This window comes from Oceanithermus profundus DSM 14977 (assembly GCF_000183745.1).
Taxonomy (GTDB): domain Bacteria; phylum Deinococcota; class Deinococci; order Deinococcales; family Marinithermaceae; genus Oceanithermus; species Oceanithermus profundus.
Map to the genome: position 1 here is coordinate 1,482,021 of NC_014761.1, position 25,458 is coordinate 1,507,478.

Below are 25,458 nucleotides of genomic sequence, written 5' to 3' on the forward strand. Positions count from 1 at the left end.
CGGGCCGTTTTGACCTGCGCGAGACCCGGCCTGGCCCAGGCCATGCGCCGCGCGGCCGATGCGGGGCCGCGTCGCGGCACCACCCATTTTTCGATTTGCGACGGCGAAGGCCGCCCGCCGGCCATGACCGTTACCGACGGCGAGGGCTCGGGGCCGGTGGCCCCCCGCTACCGGCGTCTTGCCCAACTACCTGCCGGGCGAAGACGACGCGCCGCCATCCGACCGCCCGCCTCCCCTACCTGGGGTGCGCCTGGCCCCGATGATGGCGCCGGTGATCTTGCGGTCCGAAACCGGCGCCTACGCCCTCGGCTCCGGCGGCTCCCGCCGTGTCCGAACCGCCGTTTTCGGACGGCGGTCCACCCGCCCACGCTAGGGGTGGAACCTCGAAGGCGGTTGCCGCCCCGCGCGTCTGCTGCAAAAACCGCCGCCTCGAGGTCGAGCCGGGGCGGGCGCTACCCCGGGCGCCCTGGTGGGCGTACTCCGCCTCATCCTCCGGGAGCGTAGGAACTTCTACTTTGGCGGCGTGCGCGCGGCCAGCCGGTCGGAGCGCACGGCGGGCGATCCGCGCAGGGAAGGCTTCGCGCTTCCCCACCCCCGGACATTTAGCCCTTCCTGGTCACGGTACAATGCCTCGGCTCGGAAAAAGTCAGCGCTCGTCCAGGCTGGCCTTTATAAACACGGGCCGGTTGCACCTGCCCATCGGGGCCGATAGGAGATGAATTCGTATGAATCGTTTTTCTTACTTCCGCCTTGCACTTCTCGCCCTCGCCGCTGCGCTGCCCCTCGCCTTCCTGGGGTGCGGCGGTGCCCCCGTCCCGCCGCTCGAGCTCACCTCGCACACCCCCTCCACGGACGCCACCGGGGTGCTCCTGGCCGACGCCATCGAGCTCGACTTCAACGTGGCGGTCGCCGCCCAAACGGTTACGCCCGACAGCCTCAAGGTCCTCGACGGCAGCAACGAACTGAGCTACGACAAAGCCTTTTCGAGCGACGGCAAGACCCTGACCCTCACCCTGACCTCCGCCCCCGCCAGCCTGCCGGCCACCCTGACCGTGCGGATCGACGGCATCGAGAACACCCGGGGGTCTGCGCTTTCGACCTCCTTCAGCTTCACCACCGCCGACGACTGGGTCGAGCTGGGCTCCTTCGTTCAGGAAGACGCCGCGACCGACGCCGACGACCCCTCGGTCGCCCTGGACGCCGAAGGCCGGCCCGTCGTCGCCTTCGAGTCCGCCGAGGCCTCCGGGTACCGCATCGTCGTCCGCCGCTGGAACGGCAATACCTGGGAAAGCATTGGTAATCCCTTCAACTCGGGTAGCAGCGACAGCGCCTTCGACCCCGACCTGGAGCTCGATCCCGACGGCAACCCGGTGGTGGCCTTCCGTGAGTACAACGCCACGAACCACGACAACGTCTTCGTTCGGCACTGGGACGGCAGCGCCTGGACGGGCTACGGCGGCGGCGGGGCGCTCGACCGCACCCTTTCCGACGCGGCCCACGGCGCCAGTCTGGTGATCGGGAACGACGGCAACCCGGGCGTCTTCTTCTCCGAACAATCGACGGTCTCCGGATCGACCGCCTACCGCGTCTACCGCAGCGGATACACCGATAACCTTGGCTGGATCGGCGTGGTGACCCCGGACAACTTCGACGCCGACCGCGACGCCATCGCCCCCGTCGCCAAGATGGCCGCGAACGGCAGCCTGGTCCTTTCCTGGGTCGAGAACACGGCCAGCGGCAAGGTCATCTACGTGAAGAACACCGGGACCGACAGCTTCTACGGCAGCCCGCCGGAGATCTTCGAGTCCACCGGTGATTTCATCCCCTCCCTGGACATGGCGCTGGACGCCGACGACCGGCCGGTGATCGCCTGGCGTGAGCAGTCGAACAGCCTGGGCATCTTCGCCAAGTACTGGGACGGGAGCGCCTGGCGGAGCTACGGGAGCAGCGACCTGGTGAACGCCGGGGGGTTCCAGGTGGCGCTCGAGCTCGATCCCCAGGGCCGGCCCGTCATCGCCACCAACGTGAGGGGCCACCTCATCGTGATGCACTGGAACGGCACCGCCTGGGATTCCTATGCGGACGAGGTCAACCTCGACTTCGGTCAGGAACTCTACTCCTTCGACCTGGCGGTGAACGCCGGCGGTCATCCCGTCGTCGTCTGGAGCGAAGACGACGGCAGCGGCGGCTACGTGCTGCACGCCAAGCTTCACAACGGTCTCGCCCAGTAGCGCGAGGCTCCACGCACGCACGCCGCCGGAGACTTCCCGGCGGCGTGCAACCTTTTCAGGTTTAATTTGTCTATTTCAACTTTTAACGGTTGACTATTCCGGGCCAACGGCTTATCCTGAGCGCATGACCCCGGTGGTCCTCAGCGGCGACCTCGTCGCTTCGCGCGCCTACGGCGCCGACAAGGCCGCCCGCGTCCTTTCCGAAGTCGTGAACCAGGTCAACGCCCGGTTCTCGGAGGCGCTGCTCGTACCCCTCGACGTGATCCAGGGCGACGCCTTCCAGGGGGTCGCGGTCGCCGGCCCGGATGCCCTGGCCCTCGTCTTTCGGCTCCAGGGCGGCCTCGTCGGCCGCACCGGAGGGCGGTTGCGCAGCCGCTTCGGCCTGGGCCTCGGCGCCATCGATCAAGAGCTCGCGAACGTGGAGGACCCGTCGCTGCTCACCGGACCCGCCTTCGTGGCCGCCGCCAAAGCGCTGGCGCGGGCGCGCAAGGAAAGGCGGCAGCTCGTGCTGCAGAGCGGCCGACCCGACCTGGACGCCGCGGCGGACGGCACCTTCGGCCTGGTCGAGTTCGTGTGGAAGCGCTGGAGCGCCGAGGTGTGGCGGCGCGCGCTGCGCTACGATGAGGTCGCGGACATCGGAACGTTGGCCGAAGAGCTGGGCGTCAGCTACCAGGCGGTGCACAAGCAGCTGCACGGCCGCGGCGTTCTCGCCGTGCGCGCGGGGCTGGCCGGCGTGGGCGCGCTGCTAAAGGAGGTGGGGGGATGATCTTGGCGCTCGAGTACGTGCTGCTTTACCTGCTGGTGGTCGAGGGCGGCAACCACGCGGTGCGCTTCGTCCTGAGCCAGGTGCCGGGGGTGCAGGGCGTCGAACCCGGACTCGCACAGGCGGGGCGCTGGATCGGTTACCTGGAGCGGCTGATGATCCTGACCATGATCCTGGCCGGCGCCTACAACGGCGTGGGCTTCGTCTTCGCGGGCAAGGCCATCGCCCGTTTCCAGAGCCGCGAGCAAACCGAGTACTATCTGCTCGGCACCTTCGCCAGCTTCGCCTGGGCGGTATTCTGGGGAACCGTCGGAAACGTGTTGATTTAGTTTCTTTTGATTTTGCTAGGGACAATTACCCCGGGAAATCCTGAGCGCGACGCTTTAATTTAGGAGCATGCGCCCGGACTTTGACCGCTACCCGTTCCTGGTCGCCTGGGAGATGACCCACGCCTGCGATCTGGCCTGCAAGCACTGCCGGGCCAGCGCCGAGCCCGACCCGCTTCCCGGGGAGATCACCACCGAGGAGGCCTTCCGCTTCCTCGAGGAGATGGCCACCTACAAGCCCAAGCCCATCCTCCTCCCCACCGGAGGCGATCCGCTCAAACGGCACGACCTCTGGGAAATCCTGGAGAAGGCCCGCGAGCTGGGGATCAAGATCGGGATCACCCCGGCGGTCACCCCGCTCTTGACCCACGAAGTGATCGACCGCTTCAAGGAGCTCGACGTGCACGCCATGGCCGTGAGCCTCGACGGGGCCAGCGCCGAGACCCACGACGAGTTCCGCGGCGTCCCCGGCACCTTCGAGCTGGCGGTGGACGCCCTCCGCTACGCCCGCTCGATCGGCCTCTCGACCCAGATCAACACCACGGTCACCAAGCAGACGAAACCCGAGCTGCCGGGACTCGCCGATCTGGGCCGCGACCTGGGCATCTCCGCTTGGGAGGTCTTCTTCTTGGTACCGGTGGGCCGCGGCGCCCTGTTGCAGCAGCTCAGCGCCGAGGAGTACGAAGAGGTGCTGCGCTGGCTCTACCAGGTCTCCAAGACCCACAAGCTGCACATCCGCACCACCGAGGCGCCCCACTTCCGCCGGGTGGTCATCCAGGAACGGATGAAGAGTGCGGACGCCGACCACGCCCTGGTGCAGAACAAGCGCGGCGTCCACATGCACGACGCCTACGGCTTCGTCTTCATCAGCTCGCAGGGTGAGGTCTTCCCCTCGGGCTTCCTGGCGATGAGCGCGGGCAACATCAAGGAGCGCAGCCTGCTCGACATCTACCAAAACTCCGAGCTCTTCCGCAAACTGCGTGACCGCAGCTACCTGAAGGGCAAGTGCCGCGTCTGCGAGTTCGGCAACGTCTGCTGGGGCAGCCGCGCCCGCGCCTGGGCCGAGACCGGCGACCCCTTCGAGTCCGAGACCCGCTGCGCCTACGTGCCCGAGGCCTGGAAGGCCGAGGTGGCGGGGGACTGAAGTTTATTGCCGCGACACTCACGGCGGGCCTTGGGGCCCGCTATTTATTTGATCGAGAATATTTCCGACGCTAACTTTCGCCCTTTTTCCGGTCCAGTTCTTTTAGTAACCCCACCGCCTGTCGCGGGGTGAGAACCGGAACCCGTGGGTGTTCGATCCCGGTTAGGTGTTTGTCTCCCGAAACCAATAAATCGGCCCGGGACGAAAGGGCCAGGGCCACCAGGTAGTCGTCTTTCGGATCGGTGGTAAACGCCTCGCCGCTCTCCACGTCTGATGCCACCTCGGCCCAGCGACGTAGTAGAGCCACATATCTTTTCGCTTCGGCGACCGACAAATAGGAGCGAAACTTTGGCCTTTGCAGAACGGTGTCCAGCTCGTTCAGCAGTTTTTCCGACACGACAATCTCTACCGCCCCGTCCAGCCAGTAACGCAACAACTCCGCCGGCGCACCGGCGGCGGAAAGAACGGCCGCGATCAAAACCCCCGGGTCAACTACTAGGCGAATCACCGCTCGCGCGCCGCTTCCAGCTCGCGGTAGGCAATGGCCATGGCCTCATCTTCGGAAAGCTGGTTGCGCTGCCACAATTCGTCTAACAAGTCGCGGCCGAAATACGCCCTTAGCGCCGCCTCGACCACCTGGTACTCCCGGCGCCCCTCGCGAGCCGCCGCAATCTTGACGGCCTTGATCAGGTCTTCGTCGAGGTATAAGGTGGTCTTTCGTCTTTCCATATTTCAATATTAACAAACCGGCGGACGGTTAAGATGAATGCGTGATCGTCTCCTTTACCGGTGACCCGTTTTTAGCCCGGCGGGCGGCGCGGGCCGAGGCCGAGCTGCGCGGACTCGAGTGGCGGCTGCTCCCGCCCGAGCCCATGGCCGTGCAGCAGGCCGCCGGGGGCGGCCTCTTCGGCCCCGGCGGGGCGATCGTGGACCTGCGCGAGGCGGGCGAAGCCGAGTGGAAGGAGCTGCGCGGGGTGCTGGAGGCGCTTCCGCAGGAGAGCGTGGTCCTCCTCTACGACCCCAAACCCACCGCGGCCCGCAGCCGCTGGCTCGGCAAACACACCGAGAAGCGCGACCACCCCACCCCCCGCTACCGTGAGAAGGTGCGCTGGGTGACGAACGAGATGAAGCGCATGGGCCTGAAAGCGCCGGCGGCGGTCGCCCACTACCTGGGCGAGCTCGAGGCCGACCTCGAGGCCATCCACGCCGAGCTGGAGAAGCTGGCCCTGCTCGACGGCCCCCTCACGCTCGAGCGGGTGAAGGCGGTGGTGGCGCTGGACCCCCCGCTTTCGAGCTTCGACCTTGTGGACGCCGCGGCCGCGGGCCGTTTCGAGCGCGCCATGAAGCTGCTGCGGGGGCTGCTGGACCGCGGCGAGGAGCCGCTGCGCATCCTGGGCGCGCTGAGCAAGCACTTCACCCGCACCGCCGTCCTCTGGGCCGAGCTCCAGCGGCGCCACCTGACCGAGAAGGACGCCGCCGCGCTGCTCAAGCTGCACCCCTTCGCGGCCAAGAAGCTGCTGGCCTTTGCCCGCAGGATCGACGAAGCCCGCCTGCTGCGCGCGCTCGACGCGCTGGCCGAGGCCGAGAAGGCCGCCAAGACGGGGCGCGACCCGGTGCTGGCGCTCGAGCGGGTGCTGATGGCGCTGCGGGGCTGACCCACGGGTCAGTTTTCGTGTACGATGGTTCCATGCTCAGCGAAAGCACGGCCGAACGACTGATCGCCCACGCCCTCGCCCAGGGGGCCGACTTCGCGGAAGTCTACGTGGAGCGCACCAAGAACCGCAACCTGCGCCTGCTCGACCTGGAGGTACAGGAGGCCACCAGCGGCATCGAACGCGGCGCCGGGATCCGCCTCTTCTTCGGAACCCAGGTGGTTTACGCCTACACCAACGACCTCAGCGAGGCCAACCTGCTCGAGGTCACCGACACCCTGGCCCGCCTCAAGGGTGGCGGGGGCCGGGTGGACGCCCGCGGCGCCGGCGGCCTCGACTTCCGCAAGACCGCGCCCGCGGGCCGGCACGCTCCCGAGCGGCCTTTCGAGGCCCGCGATAAGCGCTGGCGCATCGAGCGGCTGGCCGAGGCCGACGCCGCCGCGCGGGTGGGCCCCGAGATCAAGAAGGTGCAGATCTACCTGCTGGAGCGCGACCAGGAGATCCTCGTCGTGAACAGCGAGGGCGTCTGGAACACCGACCGGCGGGTGCGCACCCGCTACATGGTGACGGCCATCGCCGAGAACGAGCAGGGAATGCAGACCGGCTTCGCCGGCCCTGGCCTGAGCGTGGGGCTCGAGCTCTTCGACCTGGAGCCCCCGGCCGAGCACGGCCGCGCCGCCGGCGAGCAGGCGCGGACCCTGCTCGGGGCCAGGCCCGCCCCGGCCGGCCCGATGCCGGTGGTCATCGGCAACGCCTTCGGCGGCGTCATCTTCCACGAGGCGCTGGGCCACCTGCTCGAGACCACCTCGGTCGCCCGCAAGACCAGCGTGCTCACGGACAAGCTGGGCGAGCAGATCGCCAGCAACGCGGTCACCTACGTCGACGACGGCACCCTCCCCCACGCCTGGGGTTCGTCGGAGTACGACGACGAGGGCGCCCCCACCGAACGCACCGTCCTCATCGAGAAGGGCGTACTGAAAAGTTACATGGTGGACCGCTGGGGCAGCCTGATGACCGGCTACCGCCCCACCGGCTCCGGCCGCCGGCAGGACTACACCTTCGCCCCCACCAGCCGCATGCGCAACACCTTCATCGAAGCGGGCGACGCCTCCATCGAGAGCCTCTTCGAGGGCATCGAGTTCGGCCTCTACGCCAAGAAGATGGGCGGCGGCCAGGTCAAGCCCGGCTCCGGCGAGTACAACTTCGCGGTACAGGAGGGCTACGTCATCCGAAACGGCCGGGTGGAGGAGCCCGTAAAGGGCGCGATGCTCGTGGGCAAGGGGCCCGAGAGCATCCAGCGGATCGTGGCGGTGGCGGCGGACCGGAAGAACGCGCCGGGGATGTGCGGTTCCCTCTCGGGCTCCATCCCCGTCGAGGTGGGCCAGCCCCACCTGCTCATCAGCGAGATCGTCGTGGGAGGCGAAGGATGACCCTGCAAGAAGCGCAAACCTACCTGCTCGAGCGCGCCCGCGAGCGCGGCGTGGAGCTCGAGGCCCTGGCCACCGGCAGCCGCGAGCTGACGCTGCGCGCCCGGGAGGGCGACCTGGAAGAGATCACCGAGGCCGAAAGCGCGGGCATCGGGGTGCGCGTCGTCACCGGCGGCAAGACGGGCTACGCCTACACCGAGGAGCTCACCCCCGAAGCCCTGGACTGGGTGCTCGCCGAGGCGGTGGAGAACGCCGAGCTGCAGGCCGACACCGAAGGCTTCCTTCCCCCCGGCCGCCCCCTCGGCCGTCACGACCTGCTGGGCGAGGGCCTCTCCGCCCCGGTGGACGAGAAGAAGCGGCTGGCGCTGGCGCTCGAGCGCGAGGTCCAGAAGGACCCGCGGGTGCGGCAGGTGGGCGCGGCCAGCTATAGCGAACGCGAGTTCCAGACCGAGCTGGCCTCCACCAAGGGAGCCCAGGGCGGTTACCGCAGCGGCTACGCCTACCAGATGGTGAACGCGGTGATGGGCGCGGGCGCGAGCGTCAAACAGGGGTTCGAGCTCAAGGTGACGCGCGAGATCGCCGCCCTCGACCCCGCCAGCACCGCGCAGGAGTTCCTCCACAAAACCGGCCGGCTGCTGGGCGCGCGTCCGCTCCCGAGCGGCCGCTACACCGCCTACCTGGAACCCAAGGCCTTCCTGGCGCTGCTCGCGCCCTTCGTCTCGATGTGGAGCGCCAAGCAGGTGCTCGAGGGCAAGAGCCGCCTCGCGGACAAGCTGGGGCAGCAGGTCGCGAGCGCGGTCTTCACGCTTTACGACGACCCCGACCACCCCGAAGGCCTGATGAACGCCCCCTTCGACGCCGAGGGCACCCCCACGCGCAAGGTCTACCTGCTGCGTGAGGGCGTGGTCGAGAGCTTCCTGCACAACAGCCAGACCGCCCGCAAGCTGGGGCACGAGCCCACCGGCCACGCCACCCGCAGCTACAAGGGCGTGCTCGGCGTGGCCCCGCACAACCTCATCGTCGCCCCCGGCGCGGGCGTGCGGCTCGAGGAGGGCGTGCTCGTGACCGACTTGATGGGCGTGCACGCCGGGGCCAACCCCATCTCGGGCGACTTCTCGCTGCAGGCGCTGGGCCTCAAGATCGAAGGGGGCGAGGAGGCCTATCCCGTCGAAAACTTCACCATCAGCGGCAACGTCTTCGAGCTGCTCCAGCGCATCGTGGCCGTCGGCCAGGAACTCGAGTGGAGCGTGATGTTCCTGGTGGGGGCGAGCCCCATGGTCGAGGTCGCCGACGTCGCTTTCGCAGGTGCTTGAACGAGGATTTGAATCGGCGTACGGGGCCTTGACCGGGAAGGCAAATCTCTAGATCCCCCAGTTCCCAAAGTCCCCACCCGGCCCTCCCCTCGGGGAGGGCTTCTTGTTGCGCCGCAACCAAACCGAAGGCTCTTGTTGCGGCGAAAAACCACGAGCTACAAGCTACGAGCCACAGGCCGATTCCCACAGGCCATTTCCTGCGAACCCTCCTTGCCGTTGGAACGACGGGCTTCCTGCCGTACCATGGATGGCGTGAAACCCCCAAAGCCTCCCCTCGTGGACGCGCACCTCGACCTCGCCCACAACGTGCTCGACATGGGGCTCGACCTGACCCTGCCGCTCGTGGAGCTGAGGCGGCGGCGCACGGAGGGCGACGTGCCCACGGTCACGCTGCCGGCGCTGGAGGAGGCGGGCGCCGCGCTCGTCTTCGCCACCCTCTTCGCCAGCCCCTACCACCCCGAGCACAACCCCGAAGGCTACCGCACCCCGGACGAAGCCCACGCCTGGGCCCTGCGCCAGCTCGAGCTCTACCGCCGCTGGGCGGACGAGGGCCGGATTCGGCTCGTCACCGACCGGGCCGGCCTCGAAGCCCACCTGAGGGCCTGGGAGGAAGACGGCGTGGTCGGCGCAATCGTCCTGATGGAGGGCGCCGACCCCATCCGCACCCCGGACGAGCTGAACTTCTGGGCCGACGCCGGGGTGCGGCTGGTGGGGCCCGCCTGGATCGGCAACCGCTACGCCGGCGGCAGCTGGTACGGCACCGGCGGCCTCACCGAGCTGGGCCGCGAGCTGATGGCGGCCCTGCAGGACGAACCGCGGGTGGCCCTCGACGCGAGCCACCTCTCGGAACGCTCTTTCTGGGAGGCGGTCGAGCGCTACGAGGGCCCGATGCTGGCCAGCCACTCCAACGCGCGCCGCTACGTGGACCACGAACGCCACCTCACCGACGCCATGATCCGCGCGATCGGCGAGCGCGGCGGGGTGATCGGCACCGTCTTCTACAACGCCTTCCTGCAGGAAGGCTGGAAGCGGGGCGAGCCGCGACCGGGGCTCGAGGCCGCGCGGCGCCACATGGCGCACGTCGCCGGCCTGATCGGCTGGGACCGCGTGGGCATCGGCTCCGACTTCGACGGGGGTTTCGGCGCCCGCGAGCTTCCCGAGCCGCTCGACCGCCCCGCCGACCTGCGGCGGTTGGGGGATCTGCTGCCCGCGGGCGTCTTCCCCGGCGTCCTCGGCGAGAACTGGCTTCGCTGGCTGCGCAGCTGGCTGCCCTGACAGCCGCTTCTCATGCACAGGGGCTAGCCTGCGGTATGCGTTCCGCTTTCTGGTGGCTGCTGCTCGCGGCCTCGGCCCTGGCCACCTCCTCGGGCAAAAGCCCCGCCCCCGCACCGGCGCGGCCCCTCGCGGCCCAGGTGCTGGACGTCAAGGTCGACGGGCGCGCGGGCGCCTACACCTTCGCGGTTCGGGTGCAGAGCCCCGACACCGGCTGCGAACGTTACGCCGACTGGTGGGAAGTGGTCACCCCCGACGGGTCGAAGCTGCTCTACCGCCGCGTGTTGCTGCACGCCCACACCCGCGAGCAACCCTTCACGCGCTCGGGCGGACCGGTGCTGATCGATCCCGACACCGAGGTGGTGGTGCGGGTGCACGTCAAACCCCTCGGCTACGCCGCGAACGCCCTGAAGGGCAGCGTGGCGACCGGGTTCGAACCGGTCGTTCTGCCGCAGGGTTTCGGCGCAAAGCTGGCGGAGTCCGGGCCCCTGCCCACCTCCTGCTGGTTCTGAGGGCGGCAAGGCGAACGGGGCCCCATTGGGGCCCCGCGGCAAGGCAAACGGGAAACGGGTTCAGGCCGTGGCGGGCTGCTTCTCTTCCTTCTCGCTCTTGGCCTTGATGCGCTTGAGGCGGAAGGTGTCCTCGCGCTCGCGCTGCTCGAGGACCAGCTTGATGAAGCGCATCTGGTGCAGCACGCCGGGAATCACCACCTGCTCCAGCGCGTTGACGCGGCGGGTGGTCTTCTTGATCTCCTCGCCGATGCGGCGCAGCCGGGTCTCGGTGTTGGCCACCTCGACGAGCGCCTGAGCGAAGCGGCGGAAGGCCTCCTGCGCCTTCAGGGTCTGCCCACCCGTGGCGATGGGGCTCGCCGCCGCGCCCTCGGGCCAGTCCACGTTCAGCTTGGGCACCTTGGTGCCCCAGACGTTCTCGACCTCGGCCTCCACGCTGCCCAGCACGGGCATGCCCAGGGCCAGCGCGTCCACGGCTTCGGGACCGTCGAAGGCCTTGGCCAGGAAGAGGGCGAAGTAGGCGTCCTTGGCCGCGTCCTCGAGCCGCTTGCGCGCCTCGAGCGTCTCGTGCACCAGCGCGAAGAACTCCCCCACCAGCGCGTCGCGCTTCTTCTTGAGCAGGTCCACCCCCTTGCTGGCCAGCTGCAGCTGGCTGCGTTTTTGCAAGAGGGTCATCCGGGTGGGGCTGATCTGTTCCATGACGCCTCCCGGCTAGACCTGGCCCCAGATCTCTTCGAGCTTGGCGCCGTAGTACTTGCCGATGTGGTCGCGCGAGATGCGCTTCAGCTCGGACTGCGGCAGCGTCGAAAGCAGGGCCCAGGCCAGGTCGAGCGACTGCTCGAGGGTGCGGTTCGCCGAGCCCTGGTTGATGAAGTACTTCTCGAACTGGTCGGCGAACTCGAGGTACTTGCGGTCGTTCTCGGTGAGCGCGTCCTCACCGATGATGGCCACCAGCTTGCGGATGTCCACGCCGTTGGAGTAGGCGGCGTAGAGCTGGTCGGCCACCTGCTTGTGGTCGTCGCGGGTCTTCCCCTTGCCGATGGCGTTGTTCATCAGCCGCGAGAGCGAGGGCAGGGGGTCGATGGGCGGGTAGAGGTTCTTGCGGTGCAGCTCGCGCGACAGCTGGATCTGACCCTCGGTGATGTACCCCGTCAGGTCGGGCACCGGGTGGGTGCGGTCGTCGTCGGGCATCGAGAGGATGGGCAGCTGGGTCACCGAACCGCTCTTGCCCTCGATCACGCCGGCACGCTCGTAGATCGTCGCCAGGTCGGTGTACATGTAGCCCGGGTAGCCGCGGCGACCGGGAATCTCCTCACGCGACGCGGCGACCTCGCGCAGCGCGTCACAGTAGTTGAGCATGTCGGTAAGGATGACCAGCACGTGGTAGTCGTGCTCGAAGGCCAGGTACTCGGCCACCGTGAGCGCCATGCGCGGGGTGAGGATGCGCTCGATCGTGGGGTCGTCGGCCTTGTTGAGGAAGAGCACGCTGCGCGCGAGCGCCCCGGTGCGCTCGAACTCGTTCACGAAGAAGGAAAGCTCGCGCTGGGTGATCCCCATGGCGGCGAAGACCACGGCGAACTGCACGTCCTCACCGGGCACCGTCGCCTGGCGGGCAATCTGAGCGGCCAGCTCGTTGGCCGGCAGACCCGAGCCCGAGAAGATGGGCAGCTTCTGCCCGCGCACCATCGTGTTCATCACGTCGATGGTCGAGATGCCCGTCTGGATGAACTCCTCGGGCTTGCGGCGGGCCACCGGGTTGATGGGCTTACCGATGATCGGCTCGCGCTTCTCGGGAGTGATCGGGGGCAGGCCGTCGATCGGCTTGCCGATGCCGTTGAAGCGGCGGCCCAGCATCTCCGGGCTCACGCCCAGGCGCGCCACGTCCTCGACCAGGCTGACCGTGGTGGTGGCCAGGTCCAGACCGGTGGTCTCCTCGAACACCTGGATGACCGCGTACTCCTCGGAGACCTCGATGACCTGACCGCCGCGCACGCGCCCGGAACCGTCCTTGATCTCGACGATGGCGCCGTAGGCCAGGTCGCTGGCGTTCTCCACGAAGAGCAGCGGCCCCGAGATGTAGGTGAGGGAGGTGTACTCTTTCTTGAACAGATCCATGGTTCTTCTCCCTTAGGCCGCGGCCTTGAAGGCGCTCTTGATCTCGGCCAGAACCTCGTCCTTGTAGGCTTCGAACTCGTCCTCGGGGACGTAACGGGCGCGGGCGATCTTCTCAATCACCTCGTGCTGGATGATCTCGTCGATCGTCACGCCGGCCTGGATCGCTTCCGAAGCGGCCTCGTACAGCCCCATGATCATCTGCATGATGCCGTAGGCCTTCTTTAGCGAGCAGTAGGCGTCGACGGCGTCAAAGGCGTTCTGCTGGAGGAAGTCCTCGCGGGCGATCCGCCCCACCTCGATGATGAGGCGCTCGGCGTCCTGCAGCGCGTCGGGGCCGACGAGCTGGACGACCTCCTGCAGGCTGGCCTCCTGCTGCAGGAGCTCCTGCAGGCGGTTGCGCAGCTCGGGGTAGTCTTCGGCCACGTGCTTGCGGTACCAGGGGTCGAGGATGTCGATGAAGAGCGAGTACGACCCGTTCCAGTTGATCGCCGGGAAGTGGCGGCGGTAGGCGAGCGAGGCGTCGAGGCGCCAGAAAGCGCCGACGATGCGCAGCGTGGACTGGGTCACCGGCTCGGACATGTCGCCGCCCGGAGGGCTGACCGCACCGACGATCGAGACCGCCCCCGGCTCCTTGTTGAGGGTGACGACGCGGCCGGAGCGCTCGTAAAACGCGGCCAGGCGCGCGGCCAGGTAGGGCGGGTAGCCTTCTTCGGCGGGCATCTCCTCGAGGCGGCTGGAGATCTCGCGCAACGCCTCGGCCCAGCGGCTGGTCGAGTCGGCCATCAGGGCCACCGAGACGCCCTGGTCGCGGAAGTACTCGGCCAGGGTGACGCCCACGTAGATGCTCGCCTCGCGCGCGGCCACCGGCATGTTGGAGGTGTTGGCGATCAGCACGGTGCGCTGCATCAGCGGGCCGCCGGTCTTGGGGTCTTCCAGCTCGGGGAACTCGACGAGCACGTCGGTCATCTCGTTGCCGCGCTCACCGCAGCCCACGTAGACCACCACGTCGGCGTTCGACCACTTGGCCAGCGACTGCTGGGTCACGGTCTTGCCCGAACCGAAGGGCCCGGGGATCGCGGCGGTGCCGCCCATGGCCACCGGGAAGAGCACGTCGAGGATGCGCATGCCGGTGAGGAAGGGCTCGTTGGGGTCCTCCTTGGAGGTGATGGGTCGGGCGCGGCGTACCGGCCAGAGGTGGTACATCTTCAGCTCGGTCCCGTCCTCGAGCACCACCACCGGTTCCTCGATGGTGTAGGCCCCCGCGGGCTTGACCGACTTCACGGTGCCGCTGACCCCCGGGGGAACCAGGATCTTGTGGGTGAACTGGAACTCGGGCACGGTGCCGAGCACGTGACCGCCCGAGACCACGTCCCCGGGCTCGACCGCGGGGGTCCAGTCCCAGGTCTTCTCGCGGTCGAGCGCGTGCACCACGACGCCGCGGTCGATGAAGTCGCCGGTTTTGTCCTGTAACTTGTCGAGAGGGCGCTGGATGCCGTCGTAGATGGCGTTAAGCATGCCGGGGCCCAGCTCGACCGAGAGCGGGTTTCCGGTCGAGACCACCGGCTCGCCCACTTGCAGGCCCGAGGTGTCCTCGTAGACCTGCACGAACGCGGTGTCGCCGTCGAGGCGGATGATCTCGCCGACCAGCCCCTCCTCGCCGACCTTGCAGATGTCGAACATGCGGGCGCCGCTCATGCCTTTGGCGATGACCGCCGGGCCCGCGATCTTGTAGATGGTTCCTTGGATCATTCCCGTTTGCCTCCTTGCGCTAAAGCTTGATGTCGTAGCCGATCGTCGACTTCACCAGCCGCCGCATGTACTCGGTGGCGTCTTCCTCGCCGGCCGCGAAGGCCTGCGCCAGCGAGGTAAAGGGAAGCAGGACCGGCAGGTCGCGCCCCCGCATCACCCGCTCCACCGCCTCGTAGGGCTCGGGCAGGAGCCCTTCGTCCACGGCGATCAGGGCGAACTCGTCGCTCTCGACCATCTCGGCCAGACGCTCGGTGGCCTCGGCTTCGTCCCGGGCGGTCGTCACTTCGAGGCCGCCCAGGCGGAATCCGGTGGCCGTTTCGGGATCGGTGAGCACGGCGATCTTCACGAGCAGAACACCTCCCGCTCCACGGCCTCGACCGGCAGGCGGTAGTAGGCGCGGCGCGCGATCAGGCGCAGGCGGGCCGCCTCCCACTCCATGGCGCGGACGAACGCGGTCACCAGACCGGCGCCCTCCGCGTCGAAGGCACCGCGCCCGGCGCGTTCGAGCAGCAGGCAGCGCAGCGCGTGCTCGAGCTCGCCCAGGTCTCGCGCGGCCGCCAGCGGCTCGAGCGGCGTACCCGCGAGCTCGTCCACGGCGGCGACCTCACCGCCCGCGATGCGGGTGAACAGCGCCTCGCTGACGTGGCGCCCGCCCTTGACGAAGTAGGCGTCGGCGTCGGCCACGCCCCCCCGCTGCGCCAGCTTGAAGGCGGTGGAGAGGTTGACGCCGTCGATCTCGTAGGCCAGGTAGTCCTGCAGGAAGGCATCGTCGATCCTTCCCGCCAGCTTGCGCAGCCCTTCGAAGTAGGCCCGGTCCAGGGCGACCTCGATCTGCTCCGCCTCCCCACCGGCGGCCACGGCCTCGCGCAACGCCGCCGAGAGCGGGTGGCCGGGCAGGACCAGGGCCTGCACCACGCCCGCCGCGTCCGGCGCCTCGATCATCGCCTGCAACACGGCCTCGGGCAGGGTGCCGCCGACCAGGTTGGCACGGATCTCCTCGGCCGAGAGGCCCACCTCCTTGGCGCGCAGGATCGTCTTGATGTTCGCCAGGTCGGCGCGCGAGAGCAGCATGACGACGGCCTCGCGGGTCTCGCCGCCCACCAGCTCGGGCAGCGAGCCCACGACCTGCCGCAGGCGCGCGGCGACGGCGCGGTCGACCGCGCCCAGGTCCTCGCCGGTCAGGTGCTCGGCGTAGGGGGTCTCGCCCAACGCGCCGACGAAGTCGTCGAAGTTCAGGTTCAGGGCTTCCTGGAAGAAGCCCTCGGGCAGGAGGCTCGAGCGGCGGACGCGCACGCGCGCGTTCAGGTATCCAAAGTCGTCCGTCACCGGGACCTCCTCATGCCCACAGAACCTGCGAGACCTTGGCGGAAAGAACCTCCCACGCGCGCTCCAGCCGGTCGGGCAGCGTGTTCGCCACCCGGGTCTTGCCGCCCTTGGCCACGGCCACGACGCCCAGGCGCACGGCGTCGTCGGCCTGCACCGCCAGCCCCTTGCCCTCGGCCCAGCCCTTGAGCCGGGGGACGTCGTCGGGGTGGACGACGATGGCCTCGGCCTCGCCCACCGCGGCCACGGCCTCCTCGGCCAGGCGCTCGAGCAGCGTCGGGTACTCCGGGTTCTGGGGGAGCTCTTCGAGGCGGCCCTGCACCTCACGGTAGATCGTGGCGATGACCTCACCCTTGGCCTCGACGCGGGCCGTGGTGACCGCCAGCTCCGCCGCGCTCTCGGCGCGGTGCAGCTCGGCCTGTTTGCGCGTCTCGAGCTTGCGCTGCTGCGCCGCTACCAGCGCCTCGGCCTTCTCCTTGGCCTCGGCGACGATCGCCGCCGCCTCTTCCTCGGCCTTGGCCATCAGCTGCTGGATCTCGGCCAGCACCTCCTCCTGGAGGATCGTTTCTAGTTTAGACATGCACCGCCTCCCGTGACGGTTCGCCCGACGCCGCGTGCGGCGCGGGCGAAGCCGTTATGCACCGCTCTAGAGCCTGCCGAGCAAGATGAACGCGATCACGAGACCGAAGATGACCAGGGTTTCCGGCAGCAGCAGGAAGATCAGCGCGGTACCGAACATCCCGGGCTTCTCGGCCACGGCTCCGACGCCCGCCGCACCGATGCGGGCCTGCGCCACGCCGGTGCCGAGCGCGCCCAGGCCGACCGCGAGGCCGATACCCAGGCCGATCAGGCCCCTGCTGACGCCGCCGTCACCGCCGGCGGTGTTCTCCGCAGCCATCGCCAGAGCGCCCAGAACCATCATCCCCAGTGCAGTTAGAACTTTCTTCATGATGTAACCTCCACAACCCTTCTCTCTTGCTCCCTAAGATGCAGTGCCTGCATCGTTACGGACGGACTTGAACGGGCGGTACGGCCGCCCCGACTCCTCGTAGAAACCGAACTTGGTGAAGAACTCGACCCAAACCAAACGGATGGGCTGCAGGATGTGCCCCATCATCGTCAGCGCCAGGATCGTGAGGTGCGTCAGCAGACCCACGACCAGGCCGACCAGGACCCCGAGGATCCCCAGCTTTTCGGCCAGGGAGAAGCCCAGGTCGGTGGCCAGGTTGGCCATGATCGCCCCGGCCACGCCGACGGCGTAGATACGGATGTAGCTGAGGATGTGCCCGCCCTGGGTGGGCAGCTCGGCGATCATCAGGACCACCCGCGACATCACGATGCCCAGCAGGAAGACCGCGAAGCCGGCGTACATGACCAGGTTGTACCCGCCCCCGCTGGCTCCGGTGAGGAAGGTGTAGGCGAAGACGATCAGGCCCACGAGCCCGCCCAGGTAGCCCGTCGCCTCCCAGAAGTGCTTCATGTGGCCGTGGCGCAGGCTCAGCCAGGCGCGCACGCCCAGGCCGTGGAAGACCTGGAAGACCCCGAAGGCGATGGCGATCAGGATCATCATCGTGGCCGTCGCCGCGGTGTCGGCCCTGGGAATGGCGATGGGAATCAGGCCCTCGTTGTGGCCCGGCACGTAGAAGACGCCCAGGTGTTCGAGGAAGTTGCCGAAGAACTCACCGTAGATGAAGCCCCAGACGACGGTCCAGAAGATCATGGCGTTGAGGACGAAGACCAGGTCCTTGACCACCGGGGGCTTCATGTGAATGCCGAAGAACTCGATGACGAGCGGCTTCTTCTGTTTGACCAACCCGGAGAGCAGCCGCGCGATCAGCATGAAGAGCAGGGCGTAGCCCAGGTCGCCCACGATCATCCCGAACCAGAAGGGGAAGAAGACGGCCACAACCCAGGTCGGGTCCCAGGTGCCGTACTTGGGGATGTTCAGGAACTCGATGAGCATCTGGAAGGGCTTGACCATGGGGCCGTTCTCGAGGGTGACCGGAACCCGGTCGGCCTCGTGGTGCTCGTCGGCGGGTTCGAGGGTGTAGACGACGTGCTCCTTGTGGGCCGCCAGCGCCTCTTCCACCTTGCCCTTGAGCCGCGCGGGGATCCAGCCGAAGAGCGCAAAGCCGAAGCGGCCGGCGGCGATGTCGAGCAGCGCGCGCAGGCGTGCGGCTTCGTCCATCGCCCGGGTCCAGAGGGAGCGCAGCGGGGCCTCCGCCTCCTTGCGCAGCCGGGTCAGCGCCGAGTGCACGTTTTCGAGCTCCTCGGGCGCCAGCTTGGCGCGCTCGCGCATGCGCACCCGCGCCTCGCCGAGCGAGAGGCCGGCGAACGGACCGGTCAGGCGCAGCTCGCCGATGCCCTTGCGGGAAAGGGCGCCCCGCGCCGTCTCCAGGTCGCCCTGGAGGACGACCGCGAGCGCCGCGACCCGGCCGTCGAGCGGCTGGTGGGCGAGCACGTAGCGGTCTTCCAGCGCCTCGCCGAGGGCTTCGGCGGCCACTTCCAGCTCGGACTCCTTCTCGAGGAGGAAGGGCAGCACCGCCAGCCACCGGCTGGTGTCGAGGCCGTGGGCCATCTCCGCCAGCGTCTCGACCGGCTGCTGGTAGAGGTCGATGAGGTCGATCTCTTCACGCAGCTTCTCGGCTTCGCGCGTGAGCACGTCGGCGCGGTGGACCAGGGGCTCGAGCTCCGACTCGGCCGCGGCCAGCCCTCCCTCGAAGGGGCGGGTGGCCTCCGGCGCCGAGCCGAGCAGCGCGAGGGCGTGCTCCGCCCCCTGGACCACGCGCTGCCAGCGCTTGGCCGCGTCCTCTTCCTCGGGACTGTAGGCGTACTCCGGCAGCTCTTCGGTGCGGAGCGCGTCGATCTGCACCACCCCGATGCGCTGCAGCTCCCCGAGAAGCTCGTGCACCCGGCGCTTGGGGCCGGCGACGATCAGCTTCTCCATGGGTGCGATCACGGAAGGACCTCCTCGAGGACCGCTTCCACGGCCCCTTTGAGCTTGCCTTCCGCGGCCGCCTTGACCTTCTGGGCCTCCGCCTCGGCCTTGCGGCGGGCCTCCTCTTCGATCCGCCGCACCTCGGCTTCGATTTGTTCGCTGTATTCGGCGGCGAGCCGTTCGACTTCCTCTTCGGCCTGCCTGAGGATGCGTTCGGCTTCCGCCCGGGCTTCGGCCAGTTTGGCCTCTGCGGTCTTCTGCGCCTCCTCGAGTTTTTGCGCCAACTCGCGCTCCCGCTCGGCGAGACTCTTTACCAGTCCTAGGCCTTGCATACCGCCTCCTTATACCCCGCGAAACACGGCTAAACTCGCGTCTGCGACGCGTCCCGGCGCATAATACCCCAGGCCCCCTGAGGTGTCAACGCGCGCCCGTCAGGGGGCGAACCAACGTCTACCATCATACGCGAAGCGCCCTGCGCGTGTATGCTCGATGCCGTGAAGGTCGTGCTCTCCCCCCGCGGCGCCGCCCGCGTCCTCGCCCGCCACCCCTGGGTCTGGCAGAGCGACGTGAAAAGCCTCCCCGAGACCCCCGGCATCCACCCCGTCTACGGGCCCCGGGGGCTGTTGGGCTGGGCCCTGACCAACCCCCGCTCGCTGATCCAGGTGCGCGTCTTCCACTTCGGACCCACGGACGACCCGCTCGCCGCCCTGTGGGCCAACCTCGAGCGCGCCCTGGCCTTTCGCCGGGAAGCCTACGAAGCCGAGCCCGAGGGGGGCTTCCGCCTCGTGCACGCCGAAGGCGACCTGCTGCCCGGCCTGGTCGTGGACGGCTACGCCCGCCACCTCGTGGTGCAGGCGCACGCCGCCGCCTGGGAGCCGCTCCTCGGCGAGTTGACGCTGCGGCTCGAGGCGGCCCTGAAGCCCGCGGGCATCCTGGCCAAGCACGACGCGCCGCTGCGCGAGCGCGAGGGGCTGGAGCGCTACCTGCGCACCCTCGCCGGGCGCGTGCCCGAGGCCGTGGAGGTGCGCGAGGGGGCCGTGCGCTACCGCGTCCGCCTCCAGGGCGGGCAGAAGACCGGAGCCTTCCTGGACCAGCGCGACAACCGCCTGCGCCTCGAGGCCTACCTGGAGGGCCGCGGCTACGCGCGGGCCCTGGACGTCTTTGCCTACCAGGGGCTCTTCGCCCTGCACATGGCGCGCCACGTCGCCGAGGTGGAGGCGGTGGACAGCTCCGCCGCGGCGCTGGAGGCGGCCCGGGAAAACGCGGCCCTGAACGGGCTCGAAAACCTTCGCTTCACCGAGGCCAACGCCTTCGACCTGCTGCGCGAGCGCCAGCGCGCCGGGGAGCGCTACGACGTGGTCGTCCTCGACCCGCCCGCGTTCGCGGCCCGCAAAGCCGACCGCGAGCGCGCCCTGGCGGCGTACAAGGAAGTGAACCTGCGGGCGTTGAAGCTGCTCGCACCGGGCGGGCTGCTGGTCACGGCCTCCTGCAGCCACCACGTCTCCGAGGCCGACTTCTACGCCATGCTCGCCTCGGCGGCCGCCGACGCCCACCGGATCGTGCGCGTCCGCGAGCAGCGCGGGCAGGGCTGGGACCACCCCGTCTTGCTCACCGTTCCCGAGACCCGGTACCTTAAGCTGGCCTTGATGGAGGTGCTCGAGTGAACGAACGCGAAGAGTCCCGGGCCGAGCCGCTGCCCGACGAGCTCCAGCGCAAGCTGGGCGAGCTGGGGGAGTACCTGGTCTGGCGCATCGGCACCAACGAGGCCGAGGACGTGCTGATCGTGCGTGTGGGCCTGGCCTCGAACACCCCGCGGTTCAACGAGCTCCCCACCCTGCGCAACGTCGGCGAACGCAAGATCGAGGAGCTGGTCAAGGAAGGCCGGGTCCGGGTGGAGTGGGTGGAGTAGGCGATGGAGCTCGAGCGCGACGTCGCCTTCTGCCTCGCCGCCGCTGATCCCGCGGCCGCGCAGGCGCTGCTGGAGCGTCCGCAGGAGGCGTTGGGGCGGCTGGCGGTCTTTCGCGACCTCGAGCTCTCGGGCGACGAGCTGCGGGGCGCGCTCGTCGCCCCCTTTGCGCTGCTGGGCGAGGTGCGCTTCCCCTTCCGCGCGCGCTTCACGACCCGCGGGGAGACGGCCGTGCTCGAACCCCTCGACCCCGGTGCGGACGATCTCGCCGCCGAGCTCTCGGGGCGCGCCCGGCGGGAGGGTTCGCAGGTCTGCTACCGCGCCCGGGTGCGGCTACGGGTGCGCCTTCCCGAAGGGGAAAAGTGGGGCGGCCGCGCGTTCAAGAAGATGGCCGAAGCGGCCTTCGCGCGAACCCTCGAACGCACCCTCGCGGACGTAAACCGTGGCGCGCACGGCGGTTTGTTAGACTGAGAAAAGCATAAGAAGCGCTCGGAAAGGAGGGCTTGCACATGGCCAAAGTCACGTTCCTGGGACATGCTGCGGTTCTGCTGGAGGGTCGGGAGACCACGCTGGTGATCGACCCCTTCCTCACCGGCAACCCCGTCGCCACCGTGGGGCCGGAGGCGCTGCAAGCGGACCTGGTCGTCCTTACGCACGCCCACGGCGACCACTGGGGCGACACCCTGGCCCTGGCCGGCAAGGGCGCGACCGTGGTATCGACCTACGAGATCGCCGTCTACGCCGAGAAGCACGGCGCCCAGGCCTTCGCCATGAACATCGGCGGACGCTACGCCTTCCCCGGCGGCTGGCTCAAGTTCTACCCCGCGTGGCACTCGAGCTCGTTCCCCGACGGCACCTACGGCGGCATGCCGATGGGCGTCGTCGTCGAGCTGGACGGCAAGAAGATCTACCACGCCGGCGACACCGCGCTCTTCAGCGACATGCGGCTAATCGGCGAGGAAGGCCTCGACCTGGCCCTCCTGCCCATCGGCGACACCTTCACCATGGGCCCCGACGACGCCCTGACGGCGCTCGAGCTGCTGAAGCCCAAGAAGGTCGTCCCCATCCACTACAACACCTTCCCGGTGATCGAACAGGACGGCGAGGCCTTCGTCGCCCGCGCCCGGACGCTCGGCGTCGAGGGCGCGGCCCTGAAACCCGGAGAGGCGATCGAAGTCTAGCCCATGAGTCTGCGTAGCCTGCGCCGCGAGGACTTCCGGCTCGAGCTGCTGCTCGGCCTCGGCAAGACGGCGCAGGTCTACCTGGCCCGCGCCCCCGACGGCACCGAGGTGGCGCTCAAGCTGCCCCGCAAGGAGGTGCGCGAGGACGAACGCCTGGCGCAGATGTTCGCCCAGGAGGTTCGGCTCTCGATGGGCCTCAAGCACCCCCACCTGCTGCGCGGGCTCGCGGGCAAGCCGTTCGGCGAGGGCGCCTTCGTGGCGCTCGAGTACATGCCCGACGGCACCCTCGACACCTTGCTGCGGCAGGGGCCGCTCGATCGGGAGCTGGCGCTGAACCTGCTGACGCAGCTGCTCGAAGCCCTGATCTACCTTCACGGTCGCGGCATCGTCCACCAGGACATCAAGCCCGCCAACGTCTTCATGAAGGGGGAGGTCGCCAAGCTCGGCGACTTCGGGGTCGCCCGCACCCAGGACAACCCCAACCCCTTCGAACGCGCCGGCAGCCCCTTCTACATGGCGCCCGAGATCTTCCAGGGGCACGCGGCGACCCCCGCCTCGGACGCCTACTCGTTGGGCGTCCTCGCCTACGAGCTGCTCACCGGCAAGCGCCCCTTCTACGGCGACAGCTACGAGGCGCTGATGGCCGCCCACCTCACCAAGGCCCCGCCGCGCCTGCCCGCCGAACTCGACCTGCACCCCAAGCTGGTCCAGCGCATCCGCGGGCTGCTGACCAAGGACCCCGCCCGCCGCACCCACCTGGAAAGCCTCCGGCGCACCCTCGGGGGTTACTACACCGTCGAGGCGGCCCCCGAACGTCCGCAGAAGAACCCGCGCGGGTTCCGTTTTCTCGGTTGGTTGAGGAGGAAGAAGCGATGAAGCCCGTCTGGACCCCCAGCGAAGCCTACACCCGAGGCAGCCACCTCGAGCGCTTGATGCAGCGGCTCGAGCTGCCCGACTACGACGCCCTCTACGCCTTCAGCGTCGAACACCCCGACGCCTTCTGGAAGGCGACGCTCGAGCAGATAGGCCTCGAGTGGTTCGAACCCTACGAGGACTACGTCGACCTCAGCCGCGGGGTGATGTGGCCCGAGTGGTTCCCCGGCGGCAAGCTGAACCTGGCCCACAACGCCACCACCCGCCACGCCACCGGCGAGCGGGCGCGCCAGCTGGCGCTGATCTGGGAAGGCGAGAACGGCGCGGTGGTGCGCCTCACCTACCGCGAGCTCGACCGCCAGGTGGCCCAGGCCGCCTCCGCCCTGCGCGAGCTGGGCGTGGGCCGCGGCGACCGGGTGGGCCTGTTCCTGCCCATGCTGCCCGAGACCGCGGTGGCCTTTCTGGCCGTCGCGCGCATCGGCGCGATCGCCATCCCTATCTTCTCGGGCTACGGCGCCGAGGCCACGGCCACCCGCCTGGCCGACGCCGGCGCCAAGCTGCTGGTGACCGCCGACGGCTTCTTGCGCCGCGGCCGGGTCGTGCCCATGAAGCCCGTGGCCGACGAGGCGCTCCAGCGCGCCCCCAGCGTCGAGAAGGTGCTGGTGGTGCGGCGGGTGGACGGCGGCTACGCCATGAAAGAAGGCCGCGACCTCTGGTGGGACGAGGCGGTGGCCCGCCAGCCGGGGGACGCCCCCACCGAGGCGATGGGGAGCATGGACCCCTTCATGCTCATCTACACCTCGGGCACCACCGGCCGGCCCAAGGGCACGGTCCACTACCACGCCGGCTTCCCCCTCAAGGCGGCGCAGGACATGGCCCACCTTTTCGACCTGCGCCCCGGCGAACTGATGTTCTGGTTCACCGACATGGGCTGGATGATGGGCCCCTGGGCCATCCTGGGCAGCCTCCTGCTCGGCTCCACCGTCTTCCTCTACGAGGGCGCGCCCGACTACCCCGGCCCCGACCGGCTGTGGCAGATGGTGGCGCGCCACGGCATCACCCACCTGGGCATCTCCCCCACCCTGATCCGCGCCCTCATCCCCCACGGCGAGGAGCCGGTGAAGAAGCACGACCTCTCCTCGCTGCGCGTCCTCGGCTCCACCGGCGAGCCCTGGAACCCCGAGCCCTACCAGTGGTTCTTCCAAAACGTGGGCGGCGGGCGCTGCCCCATCGTCAACTACTCCGGCGGCACCGAGGTCTCCGGCGGCATCCTCGGCTGCACGGTCTACAAGCCCATCGCCGAGGCCTCGTTCAACACCCCCGCCCCCGGCATCAAGGCGGCGGTACTCAACGACGAAGGAGAACCGGTGGTCGGTCAGGTGGGCGAGCTGGCGGTGCTCGCGCCCTGGCCGGGGATGACCAAGGGCTTCTGGAACGACCCGGAGCGCTACGAGCGCACCTACTGGAGCCGCTTCAAGGACGTCTGGGTCCACGGCGACTGGGCGTTGGTGGACGAGGAGGGCTACTGGTTCATCCTCGGCCGCAGCGACGACACCCTCAAGATCGCGGGCAAGCGCGTGGGTCCGGCGGAGCTCGAGTCGGCGGCGATCCGCCACCCGGCGGTCCAGGAGGCCGGCGCGGTGGGCGTGCCCCACGAGGTCAAGGGCGAGGTGCCGGTGCTCTTCGTGGTGCTGCGCCCCGAGTTCGAAGGCTCGGAAGCGCTGGCCGCCGAGATCGCCGAGAAGGTGGCCGAAGTGCTGGGCAAGCCCATGAGGCCGGCGGCGGTCCACTTCGTCAGCGACCTGCCCAAGACCCGCAACGCCAAGGTGATGCGCCGCCTCCTCAAAGCCGCCTACCTGGGCGAGAGCACCGGCGACACCTCGGCGCTCGTCAACCCCGAGGTGCTGGACGAGGTGCGCAAGCTGAAGAAGTGAGCGTCCTCGCCCACGGCACGCCGCAAAAGAGCGGGGCCTACGTGCTCGAGCTGGCGATCGAGGCCCCGCTCGAGCTCGCCTTCGGCCGCTTCCAGGGCGGCCGGGTCTTCCGGCTGGCGCCCGGCCGGGTCTACTACGTGGGCTCGGCCCTTGCGGGGCGGCTGCCCAGCCGCCTGCTGCGCCACGCCACCCGCGCCGGCGGCCCGCCCCACCGGATGCGGGGCGAGCTGCTCGCGTACTTCCAGGCCCTGGGCTGGGCCGTGCGCCCCCCCGCGCGCAAGACGCTCCACTGGCACGCCGACCACCTGATGGAAAGCCCCGCGGAGCTTGCGGCGGTCTACCTCTTCTACGGCGGCACGCGGCGCGAGGCCTTTCTGGAAGACGCGCTGCGCGCCCTCGGGGCCGAGCCCCTGGCCCCCGGTCTGGGCGCGGGCGACCGCCCCGGCGGCAGCCACGTGCTCTGGAGCCCCGAACCTTTGAACGTATCGTGAAGCCCACCAACGTTTCTGGTGAAAGTCTACTCTCTTTGCAGTCAATCCATCACCGCTCCCCCGAGCCAATCGCCACAACCAGCGACCACGGCGAGACCCTGAATCACGCTCAGGGTAGTCCCAGGGATCGCCTTGCGCATCCAGGGCGACGGGTTTCGTTTGGTACCCGCGAGACCCCGGGTCGCGCGCCCTTCGGGCGCTTGCCCGGGGTGACGAAGAGATTGTGTGCGAAAAACAAAACCCCCGTTCCGTACGAGCGGGCCGCAAGCCCGCGGGATCCCGGATCAAGTCCGGGACAGGCCCCGGATCAT

Annotated in this window: 27 protein-coding genes; 16 read left to right on the top strand and 11 right to left on the bottom strand. The window is 69.1% G+C overall.

Going from position 1 to position 25,458, the window contains the following annotated elements; all coding sequences use genetic code 11:
- The first annotated feature begins 725 nt into the window (after nucleotides 1-725).
- The 4 genes from OCEPR_RS07315 (at nucleotide 726) to OCEPR_RS07330 (ending at nucleotide 4,464) form a co-directional block, all read left to right on the top strand.
- Entirely contained in the window at nucleotides 726-2,231 is a 1,506-nt protein-coding gene (locus OCEPR_RS07315; RefSeq protein ID WP_013458073.1) for an Ig-like domain-containing domain, read from the top strand.
- Between the two features lie 124 nt (nucleotides 2,232-2,355).
- Nucleotides 2,356-2,997, top strand: a complete 642-nt coding sequence (locus OCEPR_RS07320; RefSeq protein WP_013458074.1) for a SatD family protein — start codon at nucleotides 2,356-2,358, stop codon at nucleotides 2,995-2,997.
- Nucleotides 2,994-3,323 carry a hypothetical protein gene (locus tag OCEPR_RS07325; protein WP_049773522.1) on the top strand — a complete coding sequence of 110 codons (330 nt, stop codon included), beginning with the start codon at nucleotides 2,994-2,996 and terminating at the stop codon, nucleotides 3,321-3,323. Before OCEPR_RS07320 ends, OCEPR_RS07325 begins: the two co-directional genes overlap by 4 nt.
- 67 nt (nucleotides 3,324-3,390) lie before the next feature.
- A complete protein-coding gene (locus tag OCEPR_RS07330) occupies nucleotides 3,391-4,464 on the top strand; it encodes a TIGR04053 family radical SAM/SPASM domain-containing protein (protein WP_013458075.1) in 1,074 nt (357 codons plus the stop codon).
- Between the two features lie 70 nt (nucleotides 4,465-4,534).
- Here OCEPR_RS07330 and OCEPR_RS12520 read toward each other — a convergent pair whose 3' ends face one another.
- Together OCEPR_RS12520 and OCEPR_RS07335 are read right to left on the bottom strand one after the other, a co-directional pair.
- Nucleotides 4,535-4,972 (bottom strand): putative toxin-antitoxin system toxin component, PIN family, encoded by a 438-nt coding sequence (locus OCEPR_RS12520; RefSeq protein WP_013458076.1) that lies wholly within the window; start codon nucleotides 4,970-4,972, stop codon nucleotides 4,535-4,537.
- Nucleotides 4,969-5,193: a hypothetical protein gene (locus OCEPR_RS07335; protein WP_013458077.1), complete on the bottom strand. Its 225-nt coding sequence runs from the start codon at nucleotides 5,191-5,193 to the stop codon at nucleotides 4,969-4,971. The genes OCEPR_RS12520 and OCEPR_RS07335 overlap by 4 nt, the downstream gene beginning before the upstream one ends.
- 41 nt (nucleotides 5,194-5,234) lie before the next feature.
- Here OCEPR_RS07335 and holA point away from each other — a divergent pair, with 41 nt between their 5' ends.
- From holA to OCEPR_RS07360, 5 genes are all read left to right on the top strand, one after another.
- Nucleotides 5,235-6,119 (top strand): DNA polymerase III subunit delta, encoded by an 885-nt coding sequence (gene holA, locus OCEPR_RS07340; RefSeq protein WP_013458078.1) that lies wholly within the window; start codon nucleotides 5,235-5,237, stop codon nucleotides 6,117-6,119.
- A 32-nt stretch (nucleotides 6,120-6,151) separates the two neighbouring features.
- Nucleotides 6,152-7,546 (top strand): TldD/PmbA family protein, encoded by a 1,395-nt coding sequence (locus OCEPR_RS07345; protein ID WP_013458079.1) that lies wholly within the window; start codon nucleotides 6,152-6,154, stop codon nucleotides 7,544-7,546.
- Complete coding sequence (locus OCEPR_RS07350) at nucleotides 7,543-8,856, top strand: TldD/PmbA family protein (RefSeq protein WP_013458080.1); 1,314 nt, start codon at nucleotides 7,543-7,545, stop codon at nucleotides 8,854-8,856. Before OCEPR_RS07345 ends, OCEPR_RS07350 begins: the two co-directional genes overlap by 4 nt.
- A 243-nt stretch (nucleotides 8,857-9,099) precedes the next feature.
- A complete protein-coding gene (locus tag OCEPR_RS07355) occupies nucleotides 9,100-10,131 on the top strand; it encodes a dipeptidase (protein WP_013458081.1) in 1,032 nt (343 codons plus the stop codon).
- Between the two features lie 35 nt (nucleotides 10,132-10,166).
- On the top strand, nucleotides 10,167-10,640 hold the full coding sequence (locus OCEPR_RS07360; RefSeq protein WP_013458082.1) for a hypothetical protein: 474 nt from the start codon (nucleotides 10,167-10,169) through the stop codon (nucleotides 10,638-10,640).
- A gap of 60 nt (nucleotides 10,641-10,700) precedes the next feature.
- Here OCEPR_RS07360 and OCEPR_RS07365 read toward each other — a convergent pair whose 3' ends face one another.
- From OCEPR_RS07365 to OCEPR_RS07405, 9 genes are all read right to left on the bottom strand, one after another.
- Entirely contained in the window at nucleotides 10,701-11,336 is a 636-nt protein-coding gene (locus tag OCEPR_RS07365) for a V-type ATP synthase subunit D (RefSeq protein ID WP_013458083.1), read from the bottom strand.
- A 12-nt stretch (nucleotides 11,337-11,348) separates the two neighbouring features.
- A complete protein-coding gene (locus tag OCEPR_RS07370; RefSeq protein ID WP_013458084.1) occupies nucleotides 11,349-12,752 on the bottom strand; it encodes a V-type ATP synthase subunit B in 1,404 nt (467 codons plus the stop codon).
- Nucleotides 12,753-12,764: 12 nt separating this feature from the next.
- Entirely contained in the window at nucleotides 12,765-14,501 is a 1,737-nt protein-coding gene (locus OCEPR_RS07375) for a V-type ATP synthase subunit A (protein WP_013458085.1), read from the bottom strand.
- Between the two features lie 19 nt (nucleotides 14,502-14,520).
- Nucleotides 14,521-14,847 carry a V-type ATP synthase subunit F gene (locus OCEPR_RS07380; protein ID WP_013458086.1) on the bottom strand — a complete coding sequence of 109 codons (327 nt, stop codon included), beginning with the start codon at nucleotides 14,845-14,847 and terminating at the stop codon, nucleotides 14,521-14,523.
- Complete coding sequence (locus tag OCEPR_RS07385; RefSeq protein WP_013458087.1) at nucleotides 14,844-15,827, bottom strand: V-type ATPase subunit; 984 nt, start codon at nucleotides 15,825-15,827, stop codon at nucleotides 14,844-14,846. Before OCEPR_RS07385 ends, OCEPR_RS07380 begins: the two co-directional genes overlap by 4 nt.
- A 10-nt stretch (nucleotides 15,828-15,837) precedes the next feature.
- Nucleotides 15,838-16,404, bottom strand: a complete 567-nt coding sequence (locus OCEPR_RS07390; protein ID WP_013458088.1) for a V-type ATP synthase subunit E — start codon at nucleotides 16,402-16,404, stop codon at nucleotides 15,838-15,840.
- 66 nt (nucleotides 16,405-16,470) lie between these two features.
- Complete coding sequence (locus tag OCEPR_RS07395; RefSeq protein ID WP_013458089.1) at nucleotides 16,471-16,773, bottom strand: F0F1 ATP synthase subunit C; 303 nt, start codon at nucleotides 16,771-16,773, stop codon at nucleotides 16,471-16,473.
- A gap of 33 nt (nucleotides 16,774-16,806) precedes the next feature.
- Entirely contained in the window at nucleotides 16,807-18,783 is a 1,977-nt protein-coding gene (locus OCEPR_RS07400; protein ID WP_013458090.1) for a V-type ATP synthase subunit I, read from the bottom strand.
- Nucleotides 18,780-19,094: a V-type ATPase subunit subunit G family protein gene (locus OCEPR_RS07405; protein WP_013458091.1), complete on the bottom strand. Its 315-nt coding sequence runs from the start codon at nucleotides 19,092-19,094 to the stop codon at nucleotides 18,780-18,782. Before OCEPR_RS07405 ends, OCEPR_RS07400 begins: the two co-directional genes overlap by 4 nt.
- Nucleotides 19,095-19,256: 162 nt before the next feature.
- Here OCEPR_RS07405 and OCEPR_RS07410 point away from each other — a divergent pair, with 162 nt between their 5' ends.
- Genes OCEPR_RS07410 through OCEPR_RS07440 form a run of 7 tightly spaced genes read left to right on the top strand, consistent with a single transcriptional unit; the run spans nucleotide 19,257 to nucleotide 25,147 of the window.
- On the top strand, nucleotides 19,257-20,426 hold the full coding sequence (locus OCEPR_RS07410; RefSeq protein ID WP_041554104.1) for a 23S rRNA (cytosine(1962)-C(5))-methyltransferase: 1,170 nt from the start codon (nucleotides 19,257-19,259) through the stop codon (nucleotides 20,424-20,426).
- Nucleotides 20,423-20,671, top strand: a complete 249-nt coding sequence (locus OCEPR_RS07415) for a DUF3248 domain-containing protein (protein WP_013458093.1) — start codon at nucleotides 20,423-20,425, stop codon at nucleotides 20,669-20,671. The genes OCEPR_RS07410 and OCEPR_RS07415 overlap by 4 nt, the downstream gene beginning before the upstream one ends.
- Nucleotides 20,672-20,674: 3 nt before the next feature.
- Nucleotides 20,675-21,139 (top strand): DUF3809 family protein, encoded by a 465-nt coding sequence (locus OCEPR_RS07420; protein ID WP_013458094.1) that lies wholly within the window; start codon nucleotides 20,675-20,677, stop codon nucleotides 21,137-21,139.
- A 38-nt stretch (nucleotides 21,140-21,177) separates the two neighbouring features.
- Complete coding sequence (locus tag OCEPR_RS07425) at nucleotides 21,178-21,849, top strand: metal-dependent hydrolase (protein WP_013458095.1); 672 nt, start codon at nucleotides 21,178-21,180, stop codon at nucleotides 21,847-21,849.
- 3 nt (nucleotides 21,850-21,852) lie between these two features.
- Complete coding sequence (locus OCEPR_RS07430; protein ID WP_013458096.1) at nucleotides 21,853-22,725, top strand: serine/threonine-protein kinase; 873 nt, start codon at nucleotides 21,853-21,855, stop codon at nucleotides 22,723-22,725.
- Nucleotides 22,722-24,656: an AMP-binding protein gene (locus tag OCEPR_RS07435; RefSeq protein ID WP_013458097.1), complete on the top strand. Its 1,935-nt coding sequence runs from the start codon at nucleotides 22,722-22,724 to the stop codon at nucleotides 24,654-24,656. The genes OCEPR_RS07430 and OCEPR_RS07435 overlap by 4 nt, the downstream gene beginning before the upstream one ends.
- Nucleotides 24,653-25,147, top strand: coding sequence for a GIY-YIG nuclease family protein (locus OCEPR_RS07440; RefSeq protein ID WP_013458098.1), 495 nt, complete (start codon nucleotides 24,653-24,655; stop codon nucleotides 25,145-25,147). The genes OCEPR_RS07435 and OCEPR_RS07440 overlap by 4 nt, the downstream gene beginning before the upstream one ends.
- The last annotated feature ends 311 nt before the right edge of the window (nucleotides 25,148-25,458 follow it).

Excerpts from the sequence above, each read along its gene's own strand:
- OCEPR_RS07315 (WP_013458073.1), top strand. The coding sequence starts at position 726 with ATGAATCGTTTTTCTTACTTCCGCCTTGCACTTCTCGCCCTCGCCGCT.
- OCEPR_RS07320 (WP_013458074.1), top strand. The coding sequence starts at position 2,356 with ATGACCCCGGTGGTCCTCAGCGGCGACCTCGTCGCTTCGCGCGCCTAC.
- OCEPR_RS07325 (WP_049773522.1), top strand. The coding sequence starts at position 2,994 with ATGATCTTGGCGCTCGAGTACGTGCTGCTTTACCTGCTGGTGGTCGAG.
- OCEPR_RS07330 (WP_013458075.1), top strand. The coding sequence starts at position 3,391 with ATGCGCCCGGACTTTGACCGCTACCCGTTCCTGGTCGCCTGGGAGATG.
- OCEPR_RS07335 (WP_013458077.1), bottom strand. The coding sequence starts at position 5,193 with ATGGAAAGACGAAAGACCACCTTATACCTCGACGAAGACCTGATCAAG.
- OCEPR_RS07345 (WP_013458079.1), top strand. The coding sequence starts at position 6,152 with ATGCTCAGCGAAAGCACGGCCGAACGACTGATCGCCCACGCCCTCGCC.
- OCEPR_RS07350 (WP_013458080.1), top strand. The coding sequence starts at position 7,543 with ATGACCCTGCAAGAAGCGCAAACCTACCTGCTCGAGCGCGCCCGCGAG.
- OCEPR_RS07355 (WP_013458081.1), top strand. The coding sequence starts at position 9,100 with ATGGATGGCGTGAAACCCCCAAAGCCTCCCCTCGTGGACGCGCACCTC.
- OCEPR_RS07360 (WP_013458082.1), top strand. The coding sequence starts at position 10,167 with ATGCGTTCCGCTTTCTGGTGGCTGCTGCTCGCGGCCTCGGCCCTGGCC.
- OCEPR_RS07365 (WP_013458083.1), bottom strand. The coding sequence starts at position 11,336 with ATGGAACAGATCAGCCCCACCCGGATGACCCTCTTGCAAAAACGCAGC.
- OCEPR_RS07370 (WP_013458084.1), bottom strand. The coding sequence starts at position 12,752 with ATGGATCTGTTCAAGAAAGAGTACACCTCCCTCACCTACATCTCGGGG.
- OCEPR_RS07375 (WP_013458085.1), bottom strand. The coding sequence starts at position 14,501 with ATGATCCAAGGAACCATCTACAAGATCGCGGGCCCGGCGGTCATCGCC.
- OCEPR_RS07390 (WP_013458088.1), bottom strand. The coding sequence starts at position 16,404 with ATGTCTAAACTAGAAACGATCCTCCAGGAGGAGGTGCTGGCCGAGATC.
- OCEPR_RS07395 (WP_013458089.1), bottom strand. The coding sequence starts at position 16,773 with ATGAAGAAAGTTCTAACTGCACTGGGGATGATGGTTCTGGGCGCTCTG.
- OCEPR_RS07405 (WP_013458091.1), bottom strand. The coding sequence starts at position 19,094 with ATGCAAGGCCTAGGACTGGTAAAGAGTCTCGCCGAGCGGGAGCGCGAG.
- OCEPR_RS07420 (WP_013458094.1), top strand. The coding sequence starts at position 20,675 with ATGGAGCTCGAGCGCGACGTCGCCTTCTGCCTCGCCGCCGCTGATCCC.
- OCEPR_RS07425 (WP_013458095.1), top strand. The coding sequence starts at position 21,178 with ATGGCCAAAGTCACGTTCCTGGGACATGCTGCGGTTCTGCTGGAGGGT.
- OCEPR_RS07430 (WP_013458096.1), top strand. The coding sequence starts at position 21,853 with ATGAGTCTGCGTAGCCTGCGCCGCGAGGACTTCCGGCTCGAGCTGCTG.
- OCEPR_RS07435 (WP_013458097.1), top strand. The coding sequence starts at position 22,722 with ATGAAGCCCGTCTGGACCCCCAGCGAAGCCTACACCCGAGGCAGCCAC.